This window comes from Streptomyces sp. DH24, assembly GCF_029813775.1.
GTDB lineage: Bacteria > Actinomycetota > Actinomycetes > Streptomycetales > Streptomycetaceae > Streptomyces.
The window spans coordinates 21,266-38,481 of sequence record NZ_JARVKW010000045.1 but is presented as its reverse complement, the minus strand read 5'-3'; the positions used below and the strand labels follow the sequence as shown (position 1 = coordinate 38,481).

Genomic DNA, 17,216 nt, shown 5'->3' with positions numbered 1-17,216 from the left:
GGGCCGTCGCCCCGTGCGGGCGTACGTCCGGCCGTGCGGGGCTCACGGCCGGGGATCGGTGCGCTGCCACCGCGGACGCGCGTCACCGCCGCGGCGCCCGGCGACGGAGGCGCAGCGCGGGCACTGCCGCCGCACCCGGTCCGCCGCGCCACCGGACTGCGGGAACGTGTCCAGCCAGGTGACGTGCGAGAAGCGGATCAGCTGGGAGCGGCTGAGGGACAGACCGCACACCGTCTGGTTCATGCCCGGCTCCCACGCGTGGACCTCCCCGGCGGGCAGCCGGCGGCGGCCCTCCTCCTCGTCGGTCCACTGCCCGGAGGCGGCGACGGCGTACTGCTTGGCGCGTGCCATGACCCGCGAGCCGTCAGCCGGCCGCGTTGTCGACGCGCAGCCGCACCTGTTCCTCCAGGCGCCGGAGGCTGCCGTCCAGCGCGTCGCGCACGGCCTGCTCGCCCGGGTCGTGGCCCTCGTCGAAGAACGACAGGTGGACCGTCACCTCACTGGCGCCGCTGCCGATGCCGGCGACCTGGAGCCAGCCGGCGTAGCTGCCCTGGTCGCGGGTGCCCCATTCGAGGCGCATCTGGTCGGGCCGGGCGCGGAACAGGGCGGACGTGTCCTCGTCGGTGCGGTCCTCGTGCACGGTGACGGCGGGAAGTTCCCCGGCGTCGGCGGGGCCCACGTGCAGGGCGTCCGGCAGCCAGCTGTCCAGCCGGCCGACGTCGGCGGCCTGGTCGAAGACGTGCTCGGGCTGCGCGGGCATCGTGCGTGAACGTTCGTACTCGGTCATCGCGGTACCGTCCTCGCGTCGGGGGTGCCAGGGTGCCCTGCCCAAGTACCCACCCGTCCCCGACCGCCACACCGCGGCCTCTCGCCGCACGGGCCGGCTCAGGCGGTGCTCATTTCTCGCGGCGGTGTCCGTGCCGGTGAGGGCCCAGCCCTCGGGGCCGCCGGGGGAGTCGCGGCGGCCGTGGTTTTGCCGTCGCCGCGGGGGAAACCCCGAAAACGCACCGTACGCACGCAGCGCGGCTGCCAGGAAGCGCCGGAAGGTGGGTGTGTGATGCCCTCAGGATCGAGTTCCAAGCGGGAACGCCAGTACGAGCACATCAAGGAAAGCGCGCAGGAGCGCGGCGCCTCGACCGGGCGGGCCAAGGAAATGGCCGCGCGCACGGTCAACAAGCAGCGGTCCCAGTCCGGCGAGACCAAGTCCTCCGGCGGCGGATCGCGCAAGAGCTCCTCGTCGAGCCGGAGCGGTGGCGGCGGCTCGAAGTCCTCGGGCGGCGCAGGCGGATCCCGGTCCGGTGCCACTCGCGACGAACTGTACGAGGAAGCCAAGCGAAAGGGCATCGAGGGCCGCTCCTCGATGAACAAGCAGCAGCTGGCCAGGGCCCTGGGCCACTGACGGCGGCCCTCCGCCCTGCAATCCCGCAATCAGCGAGGGTTCGCGTTCAGCTTCCCCGCCGCCTTGCCGGTGGCCCGCATCGACCAGGTCATGGCCCGTTCCGCGACGGTCGGCAGCATCCGCGCCCTGCCCGCGACCACCTGTCGGCCGCCGCCAGGATCTCGCTCGGCCCGCGCGCTCTGACGGAGCGTCAGACGCAAGGTTCCGAGCCGTTCAACCGGTCCCGGTCAGGCAGAACGGATGTCCAGCCGGGTCCAGGAAGACCCGCCACCTGGCCCCGCCCGGCTGGTGCTCCGGCTTGGTCGCGCCCAGACCCAGCAGCAGGGCCTCGGCCTCGTCCAGGTCGTCCACCGCGAAGTCCAGGTGGAGTTGCTGCGGCACCGCCTGCCCGGGCCAGTCCGGAGCCCGGTAACCGTCGACCCGCTGGAACCCGATGAGGAGCCCGTGCTCGCCCATGAGCCCGGCGAAGTCGCCGTTGGACCTCGGGTGCGGGGCGAGTCCGGTGGCCTGCTGGTAGAACGCGGCCAGCGCCTCCGGGTCGGCGCAGTCGAGCGTGATCGCCGTCAGCTTCATCCGCCACACCGTAGTGATCGAAAGCGGGACGGGCGAACGGACGACCTGCGCGGCGGAACCGAAGCAGCGGCACCGACACGGCGGGGAATCGACCAGAAGCGTTCGGAAGTGATCACTCGGAGGGTCTTGGAGCCCTTTCCCCTGGCGGACACGGTGGGATTCCGTACGCGCTGATCTTTTTCGATCACTACCGATGTTTCGATCGGAACCGATACCGTGACGGTCACTGCCGTGCCACGGAGGGGCTGCTGTGCCCCGCGAGGCCCGGCGTGGAGGGAGAGCGGACGATGTCCTTGGCGGCCGAGCGGCAGGAGAGGATCCTCGCCGCGGTCCGGAAGCACGGGATGGTGCGCCTCTCGGACCTCGTGCGGCAACTGGGCGTCACGGCGGTGACCGTGCGCAGGGACGTGACCCTGCTGGCCGACCGCGGGCTGGTGCAGCGCGTGCACGGCGGCATCGCCCTGCCGAACCGCGCGCAGGCGGCGCCGCAGGCCAGGGAGGGAATGCCCGGCGCGTACGGCCCGATGGCGACGCGCGCCCTGGTGGGCATGGTGGTGCCCTCGGTGGAGTACTACTGGCCGCCCGTCATCCAGGGCGCCCAGACCGCCGTCGCCGCCGCCGAGGGCCGGCTCGTCATGCGCGCCTCCCGCTGGGACGACCCCGCCGAGGACCGGCGGCAGATCAACTCCCTGCTGGAGCGCGGCGTGCAGGCACTGCTCGTCGCCCCCACCACCAGCGGGGACGGCGCCCTGGAACTGCTGCGCTGGCTCGGGTCCCTGACCGTGCCCGTGGTGCTCGTCGAGCGCAGGCCCCCCGAGGAGCTCGCCACCCTGGCCCTGGACGGGGCCATGACCGCCCACGCGCTCGGCGCCGGACTCGCCGTGCGCCACCTCGTCACCCTCGGGCACCAGCGCGTCGCGCTGATCACGACCCGTCAGAGCCCCACCAGCAAGGCGCTCCGCTCGGGCTGGCGGGACGCCGTGCGCACCCTGGACCTGCCGTCCCACGAGGGCCTGGACCTGGAGGTGCCCTCGTACGGATCCGCGGGGTGGGCGGAAACCTACTCCGGCGTGCTCAGGAGCACGCGCGACCTCGGAGTCCGGGCGATGCTGGTCCATTCGGACCGCGAGGCCATCGGCCTGATCGAACAGGGCCGTGAGCTGGGCATCGGCGTTCCCGACGATCTGGCGATCGTCACCTACGACGACGAGATCGGGGCGGCCTCCGACCCGCCGCTGACCGCGGTGCGCCCGCAGAAGCACCGGCTCGGCAGACTCGCCGCCGAGCTGGCCCTGGCCAAGATCGCGGATGTCGGCGGGGAGTGGCCGGTGCACCGCGTCGAGCTGTGGCCGAACGTCGTGGTGCGGGAGTCCTGCGGCGCCCTGCCGATACCCGAGGCGCCCTGAACGAGCCGGTCGTCCCGCCGGAACGCGGGTGGGGGAGGACCGGCGACCTGCGAACTATCGCTTCTGATCGCTTCTGATCGATGTGATTCCTCCTTGTTGACCCCGAACAGCGGCAGGCGCTGAAGTGACCGGGTCACCCGCACAGGAGAGAGCAATGGTGCTTCCCAGAAACCACGCCGACGCGGAGCCGGACTCCGCGCGCGGGCCACGCCCACCGTCCTGGTCACGCCGTACCGTGCTGCGCACCTCGGCGGGGCTGGGCGCCGCCGCCCTCACCGCGGGCGCCCTGACCGGCTGTTCCGCGTCCTCGTCCGGAGCCACCCGGGTCACCGTGTGGTCCTGGCTCACCGGCATGGACAAGTACGTCGCCGCGTTCAACAGGACCCACCGGGACATCCAGGTCGAGCTCAGCGTGATCGCCGGCGGACTGTCCGGCGGCTACGCCCAGCAGACCAACGCCCTGCGCGCGCACAACGCCCCCGACATCCTGCACGTCGAGTACCAAGGGCTGCCGCAGATCCTCACCAGCGGCGGGCTGCGGGACCTCACCGCCGACATGGCGGACCTCGCGGACGGCTACTCGGACGCGGCCTGGCGCGGTGTGCGGCCCGACGGACGCACCTGGGCGGTGCCCATGGACATCGCCCCGATGGTCTTCTACTACCGCAAGGACCTGTTCGACCGGCACGGCATCGACGTGCCCCGCACCTGGGACGAGTTCAGGCTCGCCGCCCGGGCCGTGCGCAAGGCGCAGGCGAACGCCCGCATCACCACCTTCCCGCTGAACGACGGCTCGTTCTTCGCCGGCATGTCCTGGCAGGGCGGGGACCCGTGGTGGCGGGTCGACGGCGACAGCTGGGAGGTGAACGTCAACGGCGAGGGCACCCGCCGCACGGCCGGGTTCTGGCAGGAACTGATCTCCGCCGACCTGGTCAAGGCCGATCCCACCGGCAGCCAGGAGTGGATCTCGGCGATGCACACCGGACGCCTGTGGGGCCTGCTCGGCGCCTCGTGGAGCGTGGGCTCCCTCAACAAGTCCATCCCCGACGACAAGCAGCGCTGGGCCGTCACCACCATGCCCACCTGGGACGGCACACCGGCCAACGGCATGCAGGGCGGCACCGCCTTCGCCGTCTCCGAGGAGAGCGAGGTCGCCGACGCGGCGCTGACCTTCCTGCGCTGGCTGAGCACCGACCCCGAGGTCGTGCGCATCGGTGCCACCTTCACCTCGCCCTTCCCCGGCTACGAACCCAGCCGGAAGGTGGCGCGCGAGGTGTACAAGGGCGGCTACTTCCTCGGCGAGCCCGTGTACGACGTGCTGGACCGGGCCGCCGCCCGGGTGCCGGAATGGACGTGGGGGCCCAACGCCCTCGGCCTGTTCTCCACCGTCGCCAACTCGTTCGGCCCGGTGAGCAGCGGCGGCACCACCCTGCCGCGCGCCCTGCGCCACGTACAGACCCAGGCGGTGTCCACGATGCGGGCCCGAGGGCTGTCGGTCGTCAACGCCAGTGACAGGAGCCGGGCATGAGCGTGCTGAGCCCTTCCCGCACCACCACCGAGACGGGCCGCGCCACCGGATCGCCGGCCGGCCACCGCGACCGGCGCGCGAGCAGACGGGGCGGACTGCTGCTGGCGGCCCCGTTCGCGCTCCTGCTGGCCACCACCGTCCTCGTCCCGGTCGGCTACGCCCTCTACCTGAGCCTGTTCACCGACCGGTTGACCGGACTCGGCTTCGGCGGCCCGGAGCAGGTCTTCGTCTGGCTGGACAACTACGGTGACGTCCTGACCGACGGCGCCTTCCTCGACGGCGTCGGACACGTCGCGCTGTTCGCCCTCGTCCACATCCCGATGATGCTCGGCGGCGCACTCGTCCTCGCCCTGCTGCTGGACTCCGCCGTGACGAAGCTCAGCGGCCTGTGGACCCTGACGGTGTTCCTGCCCTACGCGGTGCCCGGCGTGATCGCCGGACTCGTCTGGGCCTACCTCTACAGCCCCACCATCGGCCCCGTCGCCGACCTGCTCCCCTTCGACCCGCTGGGCAGCAACGGCGTCCTGGCCTCCATCGCCAACATGGCGACCTGGCAGTGGTGCGGCTACAACATGATCATTTTCCTGACGGCGCTGCGCTCGGTGCCCCGGGACATCCTCGAGGCCGCCCGCGTGGACGGCGCGGGCCAACTGCGCACCGCGCTGCGCATCAAGGTGCCCGTGATCCGGCCCACCCTCTTCGTCGCGTTGATCTTCACGGTCATCGGCTCGCTCCAGCTGTTCACCGAGCCCCTGGTGCTGCACAACTTCACCGGCTCGGTCACCACCAACTGGACACCCAGCCTGTACGTGTACGACTCCGCCTTCGTCAACAACGAGTACGGGCGTGCCGCTGCGGCCTCCATCGTCCTCGCTCTCGTCTCGGCCCTGCTCTCCGCGCTCGTGATGCGCCTGTCCACCAGGAGGTCGGCACGATGAGCCACACCGCCCCGGCCCGCAACCGCCCGCCGCTCACCGCGTCGATGTGGACCTCACGCACCGCCGTGCACCTCGTCCTGCTGATCGGCGCGCTCTACAGCGTCCTGCCGCTGATCTGGCTGGTGACGTCCGCGACGAAGAACGTCAACGACTTCTCCACCACCGGCGCCTTCGACCTCGGCGCCTTCAGCCTCGGCGACAACCTGACGGCCCTGTTCGCCGAGCAGGACGGCATCTTCCTGTACTGGGTCCGCAACTCCGTGCTGTACGCGGTGGTCGGCGCCGTCCTCGGCTCGCTGGTCTGCGCCGCCTGCGGATACGCCGTCGCCAAGCTGGAGTTCCCCGGCCGGCGCACCCTGTTCGCCGTCACCCTCGCCGGCGTCCTCGTCCCCACCACCGCGCTCGCGCTGCCCCTGTACCTGCTGGCCTCGCAGCTCCGCCTCGTGGACACCTTCTGGGCGGTGTTCCTGCCGGTGCTCACCAACCCGTTCGGCGTGTACCTGGCCCGCGCCTTCGCGGACGCCTCCGTCCCGGACGAGGTCCTGGAGGCGGCCCGGGTGGACGGCGCCGGCGAACTGCGCACCTTCTTCACCATCGGCCTGCCGATGATGCGCAACGGCCTCATCACCATCGTGCTGTTCCAGTTCGTCGCCATCTGGAACAACTTCTTCCTGCCCCTGGTGATGCTCACCGACCCCCGACTCTTCCCGATGAACCTCGGCATCTTCCAATGGAGCACCCGTGTCACCCAGTTCCCGCAGTACAACCCGCTCGTGATCACCGGCTCGCTGCTCGCCGTGATCCCCCTCGTCGCCGCCTTCGTCCTGCTCCAGCGGCAGTGGCGCACCGGCCTGGCCGCTGGGAGCACCAAGTGAGGCGACCCGAGACCCTGCTCGTCATGGACGACCGGGCACGCGGCATGCAGTTCGGCCCCGAGGAGATGGCCCGGCTCCGCGCCGCCGCGACGCTCGGTGACCCGGTCGTGGTGGACGACCTCGGCTCACCGGACGCGCTGCGCCGGCTCGCCGAGACGGAGGTGCTGATCACCTCGTGGGGCTGTCCCCGCCTCGGCGAGGACGTCCTGCGGGCGGCCCCCCGGCTCCGGGCTGTCCTGCACGCGGCGGGTTCCGTGCGCTCGCACGTCACCGACGCCGTCTTCGACCGCGGGATCCTCGTCACCACCGCGGCCGACGCCAACGCCGAACCGGTGGTGCACTTCACCCTCGCGGCGATCCTGTGGGCGTTCAAGAAGGCGCCGTTCCTCGCCAACGACGCCCGGCGCCACCGCGACGACTGGAGCTACGTCGAGGGCCGCGGCGAACTCAGCGGAGTCGGCCGCACCGTGGTGATCGTGGGATTCTCCCGCATCGGCAGCCGCCTGGTCCGGCTGCTGCGCGACCTGGACCTCGCACGCGTCCTCGTCGTCGACCCGGTGGCCGACCCCGCCGCCGTGGCCGCCGCGGGCGGCGAACCCGCCACGCTCGCCGACGCGCTGCCCCAAGCCGACGTCCTCAGCCTGCACGCCCCCGCGCTGCCCGAGACCCGGCACATGATCGGCGCCGCCGAACTCGCCGCCCTGCCCCGGGACGCCGTCCTCATCAACACGGCACGCGGCAGCCTCGTCGACACCGCCGCGCTGGAAGCGGCGTGCAGCGCCGGTCTGCACGCCGTCCTCGACGTCACGGAACCCGAACCCCTGCCCGCCGACTCACCGCTCTACTCCCTGCCGAACGTGATGCTCACCCCGCACATCGCGGGATCGCTCGGCTCCGAGGCCCGCCGGATGAGCGCCATGGCCCTGACCGAACTGGAACGCTACGCGGCGGGCCAACCCGCGCTCGCCCCGATCACCCGGCGCGACCTGGCGGTGCAGGCATGAGCTCCCCGCCGGGCACCGGCACGCCGAGCGGCCTGTCGCCGTACACCGGCTGGGAACGGCGGCACTGGACCGCCCTCGCCGACCGGCTGCTCGCCGCACTCGACGCCCACCGCTCCCCGGGCGGCGCCCGCATCCTGCCGCCGGGCCCGAACAGTTTTTACGGGCCCGACTCCGACGGGCTGGAGGGCTACGCCCGCTCCTTCCTGCTCGCCGGTTTCCGTGTCGCCGGCGAACGCGGCGCCGACCCCACCGGCCTCCTGGAACGGTACGCCGAGGGCCTCGCGGCGGGCACCGACCCGCACCACCCCGAGGCCTGGCCCCGGCCGGACGAACTCGACCAGGCCAAGGTGGAGGCCGCGTCGATCGCCCTGATCCTCCAGCTGACCAGGCCCTGGCTGTGGGACCGCCTCGACGACCGGGTCCGCGAGAGCACCGTGGAGTGGCTGTCCGGGGTCGTCGGCCAGAGCTACCCGCCCATCAACTGGGTCTGGTTCCGCATCGTCGTGGAGTCCTTCCTCCGCGAGTCCGGCGGGCCCTGGTCCCCCGCCGACATCGAGCAGGACCTGGCCGTGCACGCCTCCCTGCGGCGCGCCGACGGCTGGCTCTCCGACGGACAGGAACGGGCCTACGACCACTACACGGGCTGGGCCCTGCACACCTACCCGCTGCTGTGGACCGAGCTGTTCGACGTCACCGGGTCGCTCTGCGCGGCGGACCTGCGCGCCACCTGGGGCGCCGACCTCGCCCGGTACCTGGACGACGCGGTGCGCCTGGTCGGCGCCGACGGGTCGCCGCTGTTGCAGGGGCGCAGCCTGATCTACCGGTTCGCCGCCGCGGCGCCCTTCTGGACCGGCGCGATCAGCGGCACCTCCCCACTGCCTCCGGGGCTCACCCGGCGCGCGGCGAGCGGCATGGTGGACCACTTCACCCGGCACGGCGTGCCCGACCGCGAGGGACTGCTGACGCTCGGCTGGCACCAGCCGTGGCCCGGCATGCGGCAGGCGTACTCCGGCCCGGGCTCCCCGTACTGGGCGGCCAAGGGCATGCTCGGCCTGATGCTGCCCGCCGACCACCCGGTGTGGACGGCGCGCGAAGAACCCCTGCCCGTCGAGCGGAACGACGAGGCACGGGTCGTCGCGGCACCGGGCTGGCTGGTGTCGGCCCGCCGCGGAGACGGCATCGTCACCGTCCTCAACCACGGCACCGACCACGCCCACCCCGGCCAGCCGCGCACGGACGCGCCGCTGTACGCACGGCTCGGCTACTCCACGGCGACCCTGCCCCCGCTGACCGGGCCGACGGTGCACGATCCGGTGGACAACACGGTCGCCCTGCTGGACGCACACGGACGGGCCTCCCACCGCACCGGGTTCCGCACCCACCGCGCCGAGGAACTGCCCCACGGTGTCCTGGCCGCGGTGTCCTCGGGCCCGGTGCACTGGGTGGACGCCGCCGACGACACCACCGCGGACCACGGCTCGGGCCGCACCGGTGTCGTCACCACGGGCCCCGAGGTGACCGTCGCCTCGGTGGTGCGGGGCGGTCTCGAAGTCCGGCTGGCCCGCGTGGCCGGCCCACCGGGACCGGGAGTCCGGCTCCGCCTGGGCGGCTGGCCGCTGGCCGCGGCGACCAGACCCGCCACCGGGACCGAGGACGAGGCACGGCCCGCGGGCGAGGTGTACGCGGTCGCCGCGACGGACGAACTGACCTCCGTGGTACATGACCTGACGGGATATCAGACCTCCGGAGTGTTCGTGGAGCAGGGCACGAGTCCACTGGGCGCGTGGACCGCCGTTCCCTGGCTCACCGCCCGCATCCCCTCGGCCCACGCCGTGCTGGGCGCCGTCGTGACCCTCGGCCGGGGCGGCGGCACGCCTGACCTCCCCGCACTGACCGTCGACCCCGACGGCGACGGCGGCCATGTGGCGCGCATCCGGTGGCGGGACGGCCTCACGACGGACGTGCCGATTCCGCGCCCCGGGTGACCTCCCGCCACGTCCCCTGCGATCACGTCGGGGTTGTGGGCGAGCCCTGCCGATCCGTTACCACTCCGGGGCGATCCACTCGAAGGCGCGTGGTGGTGACCGGCCAGTACGGCGGCACGTACTGCCGCGCCCGCACCATCCGCGGGGGCCGCGGCGACAACGGTTGACCCGACGGTGAGGGGGCGGGGCCGGTTCCCCGCCCACGGCCGGCCGGTGGGGCCTTCACTTCGGTGGCGTGGCGGGTTCGCGGAGCGTGCGGAACAGCAGCCAGCTCAGCACCGGCATGAGAACCAGCGCTGCCAGGGCCGTCCGCAGGGACGTCGCGTCGGCGACGGCGCCGATGACCGGACTCGCCAGACCGCCGACACTGACGGTCGGTCCGAGGGTGATGCCCGAGGCCGTACCGGTGCGTGAGGGCAGGTAGTCCTGCCCGAGCGTGACCTGCAGCGAGAACGGCACGTACAGACCCGCCGAGGTCAGTGCCGCGAACAGGTACAGCGCCGGACCCGGCACCAACACCAGGCCCGCGACCGATCCGGCCGCGATCAGGTACGACCAGCGCGCGACGGTGACCCGGCCCCAGCGGCCGGCGAGCGCGCCACCGAGCACGGAGCCCACCGCGCCCCCGGCGTACAGCACGAACAGCGCCGCGGTCCCCGCCGCCGTGCTGCCGTTCATGCGCTCGGTGGTGTACAGCGCCAGGAACGTACTCAGGCCGGTGTGAACCACCGACCGGCAGACCACGGCCAGGGACAGCCTCACGAAGGACGCGGTGTCGTCACGCCCGGCCGTCGCGGCCGTCCGCGCCCCGGCCGGATGCCGCCGGCGCAGCGCGCGCAGCGCGGGCAGACACAGCGCGGCACCGGTCAGCGCCGGGAGCACGAGAAGGGGCGTCCAGCGCAGACCACCGGCGGCGACGACCGCAGCGACCAGCAGGGGTGCCACGGCGAAGCCGACGTTGCCGCCCAGCGCGAACCAGCCCATCGCGCCGTGACTGCCCCGGGCGGCGAGCCGGGCGACCCGGGCGGCCTCGGGATGGTACGCGGCCACGCCGATGCCGGACACCGCCACGCACACCAGGGTCACCGGGTAGGAGCCGCTCGCGCCGCTCAGCGCGATGCCCAGACCGGCCAGCAGTGTGCTCACGGGCAGCAGCCAGGGCATGGCCCACCGGTCGGTGAGGACCCCGAACACCGGCTGCACCACCGACGACAGCAGGGAGGCCGCGAGCACCAGACCGGAGACGGCGGCGTAACTGTAGGCGCGCTCGGCGACGAAGAACGGCACCAGGGACGCCACCGCCCCCTGGTACACGTCGACGCAGGCGTGCCCGGCGGACAGCACAGTGATCGAGGAATTCCTTCGCACCCCGTCATGCTCCGGTCCCGCCGCGGTGTCGCACTTCCGATAATCTGCCGGACAATGACGCAGATCCGCCACGAGTCCGTCGCCCCGACCCGCACCCAGTGGCTCCCCGCCGGCGCGGCGGTGGACGCCCACCGGCACGACGACCACCAGATCGTCTACGCCGGCCGCGGCGCGCTGACCGTCACCACCGACGCCGGCGTCTGGGTCGCCCCGGGCACCCGCGCGATCTGGGTCCCGGCCGGTACCGTGCACGCCCACCGGGCGCACGGCGAACTCGACATGCACCTGGTGGGGCTGCCCGCGGCCGAGAACCCGCTCGACCTGGCGACACCGACCGTGCTCGCCGTCGGCCCGCTGCTGCGCGAACTGATCGTCGCCTACACCCGCACCCCGGACGACGACAGCCCCGAACGCGCCCGGCTGCGCGCGGTCCTGCTCGACCAGCTGCGGGCCTCTCCCCAGCAGCCCCTGCACCTGCCCGCACCGACCGCGCCCCCGCTGCGCGCCCTCTGCGACATCCTGCGCGCCGACCCGGCCGACGGCCGTACCCTCGCCGAACTGGGCCGCGAGGTCGGGGCGAGCGACCGCACCCTGTCCCGGCTGTTCCGCGGCGACCTCGGCATGACCTTCCCGCAGTGGCGCACCCAGCTGCGGCTCCACCACGCGCTGGTCCTGCTGGCCGAGGACACGCCGGTGACCACGGTCGCGCACGTGTGCGGCTGGGTCGTCGGCCAGCGCGTTCATCGACGTCTTCCGCCGCACGTTCGGCCACACACCGGGCGCCACCCGTCCCCGGGACGAGGCGCGCGCCCCCGCCCGGCGGCGCCCGGAGCCCGCCCGGGAGGGGCCGGCGCGGAACCGGATCGCGTCCCCCGCGCGTTGAGCAGGGTGGCAGGGAAAGGGAAGGGGGCCGCCATGACGTACGGAGCGGACTTCGGCGCGGGACCGGGAGACGCACGCCGCGGCGTGGCACGCCCCGCGTCCGCGTCGCGCCGTGCGCGGGACGCCGCCCTCCTGACCGCCGGCTGGGTCGGCGTCCTGTGGCTGCTCGAAGGCATCGACGTGCTCAGCGGTCACGCCCTTGACACCTTCGGCATCACCCCGCGCGAGGCCGGTGAGCTGCGGGACGTCGTGCCCGCCGCCTTCCTGCACTTCGGCTTCGACCATCTCGCGGCGAACAGCGTGCCGCTGCTGGTCATGGGGTTCCTGGCCGCGCTGTCCGGCATACGCCGCTTCCTCGCCGTGGTCGCGGTGATCGTCCTCGTGAGCGGTCTCGGCGTCTGGCTCACGGCACCCGCCCACTCCACGACCGCGGGCGCGTCCGGCGTCGTCTTCGGCCTCTTCGGCTACCTGGTGCTGCGCGGCTTCGTGGACCGCCGTGCCGGTGACGTACTCCTGGGCGTCCTGGTCGGCGCCGTCTACGGCTCCATCCTGTGGGGCGTGCTGCCCACGACGCCCGGAGTCAGCTGGCAGGGGCACCTGTTCGGACTGCTGGGCGGAGTCGCCGCGGCGCTGGTGTTCCGGCGTCCGGGACGGCGGCCCTGAGCCCAGGAACCGGATGCTCCCGGTCCTTCGGCGCGCCGGGACTTCGGGCCCGGGCGCGGACGGGTCATCCGGGCGGGCGGGGCACCGGCGTGCCGCCGGTCGTGAGACGGTCGGCCTTCGCGGCGTCGGCCAGGGCCTCCGCCGCGGCCTCCTTGGCCCGGGCCGCGTCGTCGGCCGCCTGAGCGGACCGGTCGTCGTCGGGCTTGTCGCGGGTCGCCGGCGACTGGGGCAGCACCTCGCCGAAGGCACGGGACACACCCTGCAACGCCGAGGTGACCTCGCTCGGGATCACCCAGAAGCTGCTGCCCTGGCCCTGCGCGAGCTGCGGCAGCATCTGCAGGTACTGATAGGCGAGGAGTTTCGGGTCGGGGTCGTTGCGGTGCACGGCCTGGAACACCTCGTCGATGGCCCGGGACTGGCCCTCGGCCTTGAGGATCTCGGCGGTCCGGTTGCCCTCCGCGCGCAGCACCGCGGCCTGCTTGTCGCCCTCGGCGGTCAGGATCTGCGACTGACGCTGTCCTTCCGCTCCGAGGATCGCCGCCCGCTTGTCCCGCTCGGCCCGCATCTGCTTCTGCATCGCGTCCTTGATGGACTGAGGGGGATCGATGGCCTTGATCTCCACACGGTTGACCCGCAGCCCCCACTTGCCGGTGGCCTCGTCCAGCACACCCCGGAGCTGGCTGTTGATGGTGTCGCGCGAGGTGAGCGTCTTCTCCAGATCCATGGATCCCACGACGTTGCGCAGGGTCGTGACGGTGAGCTGCTCGACGGCCTGCAGGAAGTTCGCGATCTCGTAGAAGGCCGCCCGGGGATCGGTGACCTGGAAGTACAGGACGGTGTCTATCTCGACGACCAGGTTGTCCTCGGTGATGACCGGCTGCGGTTTGAAGGAGACGACCTGTTCCCGCAGGTCGATCATCGGGTGGACGCGGTCGATGTAGGGGATGACGAGGCTGAGACCGGGGTTCAGGGTGCGGTGATAGCGGCCGAGCCGTTCGACATTGCGAGCGCGTGCCTGGGGCACGATGCGTACCGCACGCACCACGGTGAAGACCGCGATGAGCGCGACGATCAGGCCGGCGATGAGCAGTGCCGAAATGTCCATGGGTCAGTCCCGGGGGTAGACGAATGCGGTCGTGCCGCTGATCTCTATGACGTCGACGCTGGCTCCCTGCGGGATGACCAGGGTCTCGTCGTAGGCGCGGGCCGTCCATTCCTCGCCGTTGACGCGGATCCGCCCGTCCCGGCCCGTCACCTCCGTCACGGCGTAGGCGGTGCTGCCGACCAGCGCGTCCACCCCGAACCGCGCACGCTGGGGCTGGAGCACGTGCCGCAGGGCGACCGGGCGCAGGAACAGCAGGGTGACGGTGGCGACGACGGTGAACACCAGGAACTGGCCGGCCACCGGCATACCGAGCACGGCCGACACGGCGGTGACCAGCGCGGCCACACCCAGCATTCCCAGCGCGGCGGTGAGGGTGAAGATCTCTGCCAGGACCAGAACCGCCGCCACGATCAACCAGATCAGCCATGGATCCATCACGGGCACTCCCGGCCGGGGCGCGCCCGAGCCGACCGGGAGCCGGCGTGCGACACGCCCTCAGTACATCCACCGTACTCCTGTTCGCGCCGTAAGAGCCGCGCGTGCCGCCCCGGGCGTCCGGGCAGAACCGGGGCCGGGCGCTACGCCCGGACTTCCGGGGCGGCCGCCGTCTCGCCGGGAGCGTCACCGGCAGGGGCCGGTGCGGCCGTGCGGCGCCGGTAGTAGGCGAGGGCCACCGCGATCAGCAGGGGCGGCCAGGCCAGCAGGGGGATGTAGCAGACCAGCATGAGCGCGTACTGCGCCGGTGTGCCGGTGCCGTCCTGCCCGATGTTCGCGGTGTGGGAGTAGAACGCCCAGGAGAGCAGGCCGGCCAGCACGACACCGCCCAGCACGGCCGGCACGGTCGCCGCGAGCGGCCGGACCCGGCGGCCCCCCAGCAGCGGGATCCAGCGCGGCACGACCTCGCCCCACGGCCGTACCAGGCCCAGCGTCAGCAGCGCGAGCCCTTCGCAGACCACGGCGAGACAGACGACGTACAGCACCTCCCAGGTGTGACGCAGGGAGATCTCGGACACCGGGAGGCCGGCCGCCAGGGCGAGCCGCCACAGGGCCGACGGCAGCGTGACCAGGGGTACGGCATGGGCCGCGAGGACGGTCCGGCGCGGCACGTCCGGCAGGGCCTTCTTCATGAACATGCGGCCCATGCTGGCACCGCCGACACCACCGCCACCTCATCCCAGGGTCCCGGCTTCCTCCACCGCGCGGCGGAGGCCGCGAGGACGCCCGGTGTGCCAACGGGTGGGCGTACCAGCCCGGTTGTAGCGGCAGCCGGGGCGATTCGGGCGTAGGGCGCAGCAGGTGCAACTTGGTGCAGGTGGCGTTGTTTCCCTTCGCGGAGGCGCTTGAGGATGGCTGACCTCGGCACACAACGGGACTGGGCAAGGGGTGGCATGAACTGGGTGGTATCCGGACTGGGCGCGGTGTCCGCAGTCGGTGGGGATCCGGACGAGATGTTCGCCAACCTGTGCGCCGGCCGCAGCGGGCTGGGGGAGCTGCACGGGATCGACCGGGCGCCCTACCGAGCGCGGTACGCCTACCAGATCCACGACCACCCCGACGGCCGCGACGTGCCGGGCAGGGCGACCGCCTTCCTCACCGACGTGATCGAGCAGGCCGCGACCCGGGCCGGACTCGGCACGGACCTGCGCGACGTGCCGATCCTCGTCGGCAGCGGACTGCGCGAACTGCGCTCGGCCGAACTGCACTGGCGCGACAAGGGCAGCCTCGGCGCCCTGTCCGCCGACGACCTGCACTTCGGCACCGCGATGCGAAACCGTTTCGGTGCCACCGACACCCACACCGTCGCCAACGCCTGCGCGGCGTCCGTGTACGCGCTGGCGCTGGCCGCCGACATGCTGGCCACCGACCAGGCGGACTCCGTCGTCGTGGCCGGCGTGGACGTGCTCAACGAGAGCATGTCCGGTGTCATGGAGCGCGTGCATCCCGTCGCCCCCGACCGGCTGCAGCCCTTCGACCGCAACCGGGCCGGCGTGATGATGGGCGAGGGCGCCGCGGCCGTGGTGCTCAGCCGGGACGCCGCCGAACCGCTCTGCCGGGTACGCGCCGTCGAGGTGGCCTGCGACGCCCGCCACGACACCGCGCCCAACCCCGACGGGTTCGCCGAGGCCATGCGCGCCGCGCACCGCTCGGCGGGCGTCGCACCCGCGGACGTCGACCTGGTCATGCTGCACGGCACCGGCACCCTGCTCAACGACGAGGTGGAGGCCACCGCGACACAGACGGTGTTCGGCGCCGACGCCGGAGCGCCGCTGATGACCGCGATCAAGTCCATGACCGGCCACACCGGCGGCGCCTCCGGAGTGATGAGCCTGGTCAGCGCCGTCCAGTCGATGACGCACGGCCTGGTCCCGCCCGTCGTCGGCCTGACCGAACCGGTGGCCGAGGCGGCCGAGTTCCGCCTGGTCACCGGCACCGCCGCCCGCAGACCGGTCGCTGTCGCACAGGTCAACGCGCTGGGCTTCGGCGGCATGAACACCGTGGCCGTACTGGAGGCATTAACCCGATGAGAAGCCATGCCTACCCCGGAGTCGTCGTCACCGGAACCGGGGTGACCCTGCCCGGCGCCGACCGCCCCGAGGCGGTCCCCGCCGGCCGGCAGGAGCACGCGGAGCCGGTCGACACCGCCCGGCTCCTCGGCCGCGGAGGCAGATACAGAGGACTGCGCTACAAGGACCGGGCGACCCAACTCGCCTACTGCGCCGCCGAGGCCGCGCTGCGGGACTCCGGTCTGCTCGTGGACGGCGCGCTCACCGTGGAGGCGGACACCGTGGGTGTCGTGGTCAGCTCCAACACCGGAAACCTGGACACCGTGGTGCGCGTGGTCGACACACTGCGTACCGGGACGACCGACGCGCTGAGCCCCATGGACCTGCCGAAGGTGTCCTGCAACGTCGTCGCGTCGTCGGTCGCCATCAAGCACGGCCTGCGCGGCCCGAACCTCATGATCTGCAACGGCTCGACGTCCGGCCTGGACGCCGTGCGCTGGGCCGCCACCATGCTCGAAACCGGCCGCCTCACCAGGGCGTTGGTGCTCGGCGTCGAACCCGACACCGAACCGGCCCGCACGCTGCTGGATGGCACCGCGCCGCTGGACGGAGCCGTCGCGCTCGTCGTGGAGAACGAGACCGCGGCGACCGCGCGCGGCGCCCGGGTGCTCGCCCGCGTCGGCGGCCACGCGCGCGGCGCGGGCCTGGCGGCCTGCGTCACCGAACTCTCCGCCGTGACCGCCACGGAACCGGCGGCCTGGCACGTGCCGGGCGGCGGCGTGCCCGACGGCGTGCTGCCCGGAGTGCCGCGCCACGACCTCACCACGGCCTGGGGGCCGTGCTCCGGCGCGCTGGGCGTGCTGCAGTGCGTCGCCGCCGTCGGCGCCTTCGTCACCGGTGCGACCGGCGCGGTCTACGCGACCGCGGGCGACGACGAGCGCGACGCGACCGCGGGCCTGGTGCTCACGCCGCCATCCGGTCGCTGA

General features: G+C 72.9%; 17 protein-coding genes and 1 pseudogene. 11 read left to right on the top strand and 7 right to left on the bottom strand.

The window, feature by feature from the left end:
* Positions 1 to 42 precede the first annotated feature (42 nt).
* Together QC282_RS27395 and QC282_RS27390 are read right to left on the bottom strand one after the other, a co-directional pair.
* Positions 43 to 351 (bottom strand): hypothetical protein, encoded by a 309-nt coding sequence (locus tag QC282_RS27395; protein WP_279552252.1) that lies wholly within the window; start codon positions 349 to 351, stop codon positions 43 to 45.
* Between the two features lie 13 nt (positions 352 to 364).
* Entirely contained in the window at positions 365 to 787 is a 423-nt protein-coding gene (locus QC282_RS27390) for an SRPBCC family protein (protein ID WP_279552251.1), read from the bottom strand.
* Positions 788 to 1,057: 270 nt separating this feature from the next.
* On the opposite strand from QC282_RS27390, the gene QC282_RS27385 reads away from it, so the two are divergent.
* Positions 1,058 to 1,399, top strand: a complete 342-nt coding sequence (locus QC282_RS27385) for a plasmid stabilization protein (RefSeq protein WP_279552250.1) — start codon at positions 1,058 to 1,060, stop codon at positions 1,397 to 1,399.
* Positions 1,400 to 1,612: 213 nt separating this feature from the next.
* Here QC282_RS27385 and QC282_RS27380 read toward each other — a convergent pair whose 3' ends face one another.
* The gene (locus tag QC282_RS27380; RefSeq protein ID WP_279552249.1) at positions 1,613 to 1,972 is read right to left on the bottom strand and encodes a VOC family protein; all 360 of its coding nucleotides are present in this window, start codon (positions 1,970 to 1,972) and stop codon (positions 1,613 to 1,615) included.
* A 287-nt stretch (positions 1,973 to 2,259) separates the two neighbouring features.
* Here QC282_RS27380 and QC282_RS27375 point away from each other — a divergent pair, with 287 nt between their 5' ends.
* From QC282_RS27375 to QC282_RS27350, 6 genes are all read left to right on the top strand, one after another.
* Positions 2,260 to 3,378: a substrate-binding domain-containing protein gene (locus tag QC282_RS27375; protein WP_279552248.1), complete on the top strand. Its 1,119-nt coding sequence runs from the start codon at positions 2,260 to 2,262 to the stop codon at positions 3,376 to 3,378.
* A gap of 154 nt (positions 3,379 to 3,532) precedes the next feature.
* A complete protein-coding gene (locus QC282_RS27370) occupies positions 3,533 to 4,906 on the top strand; it encodes a sugar ABC transporter substrate-binding protein (RefSeq protein ID WP_279552247.1) in 1,374 nt (457 codons plus the stop codon).
* Positions 4,903 to 5,844, top strand: coding sequence for a sugar ABC transporter permease (locus QC282_RS27365; protein ID WP_279552246.1), 942 nt, complete (start codon positions 4,903 to 4,905; stop codon positions 5,842 to 5,844). Before QC282_RS27370 ends, QC282_RS27365 begins: the two co-directional genes overlap by 4 nt.
* On the top strand, positions 5,841 to 6,719 hold the full coding sequence (locus QC282_RS27360; RefSeq protein WP_279552245.1) for a carbohydrate ABC transporter permease: 879 nt from the start codon (positions 5,841 to 5,843) through the stop codon (positions 6,717 to 6,719). The genes QC282_RS27365 and QC282_RS27360 overlap by 4 nt, the downstream gene beginning before the upstream one ends.
* Complete coding sequence (locus QC282_RS27355) at positions 6,716 to 7,723, top strand: hydroxyacid dehydrogenase (protein WP_279552244.1); 1,008 nt, start codon at positions 6,716 to 6,718, stop codon at positions 7,721 to 7,723. Before QC282_RS27360 ends, QC282_RS27355 begins: the two co-directional genes overlap by 4 nt.
* Positions 7,720 to 9,708 carry a DUF2264 domain-containing protein gene (locus tag QC282_RS27350; RefSeq protein WP_279552243.1) on the top strand — a complete coding sequence of 663 codons (1,989 nt, stop codon included), beginning with the start codon at positions 7,720 to 7,722 and terminating at the stop codon, positions 9,706 to 9,708. Before QC282_RS27355 ends, QC282_RS27350 begins: the two co-directional genes overlap by 4 nt.
* 222 nt (positions 9,709 to 9,930) lie before the next feature.
* Here QC282_RS27350 and QC282_RS27345 read toward each other — a convergent pair whose 3' ends face one another.
* Entirely contained in the window at positions 9,931 to 11,076 is a 1,146-nt protein-coding gene (locus tag QC282_RS27345) for an MFS transporter (protein WP_279552242.1), read from the bottom strand.
* A 54-nt stretch (positions 11,077 to 11,130) separates the two neighbouring features.
* Here QC282_RS27345 and QC282_RS27340 point away from each other — a divergent pair.
* Both QC282_RS27340 and QC282_RS27335 read left to right on the top strand, forming a co-directional pair.
* Positions 11,131 to 11,959, top strand: a pseudogene (locus tag QC282_RS27340) (helix-turn-helix transcriptional regulator).
* Between the two features lie 32 nt (positions 11,960 to 11,991).
* Positions 11,992 to 12,621: a rhomboid family intramembrane serine protease gene (locus tag QC282_RS27335; protein WP_279552241.1), complete on the top strand. Its 630-nt coding sequence runs from the start codon at positions 11,992 to 11,994 to the stop codon at positions 12,619 to 12,621.
* A gap of 64 nt (positions 12,622 to 12,685) precedes the next feature.
* Here the strand turns inward: QC282_RS27335 and QC282_RS27330 are convergent, their stop codons facing one another.
* The 3 genes from QC282_RS27330 to QC282_RS27320 form a co-directional block, all read right to left on the bottom strand.
* Positions 12,686 to 13,726, bottom strand: coding sequence for an SPFH/Band 7/PHB domain protein (locus tag QC282_RS27330; protein WP_279552240.1), 1,041 nt, complete (start codon positions 13,724 to 13,726; stop codon positions 12,686 to 12,688).
* Between the two features lie 3 nt (positions 13,727 to 13,729).
* On the bottom strand, positions 13,730 to 14,161 hold the full coding sequence (locus QC282_RS27325) for an NfeD family protein (RefSeq protein WP_279552239.1): 432 nt from the start codon (positions 14,159 to 14,161) through the stop codon (positions 13,730 to 13,732).
* A 143-nt stretch (positions 14,162 to 14,304) separates the two neighbouring features.
* Positions 14,305 to 14,859 carry a hypothetical protein gene (locus tag QC282_RS27320; protein ID WP_279552238.1) on the bottom strand — a complete coding sequence of 185 codons (555 nt, stop codon included), beginning with the start codon at positions 14,857 to 14,859 and terminating at the stop codon, positions 14,305 to 14,307.
* A gap of 255 nt (positions 14,860 to 15,114) precedes the next feature.
* On the opposite strand from QC282_RS27320, the gene QC282_RS27315 reads away from it, so the two are divergent.
* A complete protein-coding gene (locus QC282_RS27315; RefSeq protein ID WP_279552237.1) occupies positions 15,115 to 16,251 on the top strand; it encodes a beta-ketoacyl synthase in 1,137 nt (378 codons plus the stop codon).
* Positions 16,248 to 17,216 (top strand): beta-ketoacyl synthase N-terminal-like domain-containing protein, encoded by a 969-nt coding sequence (locus QC282_RS27310; RefSeq protein WP_279552236.1) that lies wholly within the window; start codon positions 16,248 to 16,250, stop codon positions 17,214 to 17,216. The genes QC282_RS27315 and QC282_RS27310 overlap by 4 nt, the downstream gene beginning before the upstream one ends.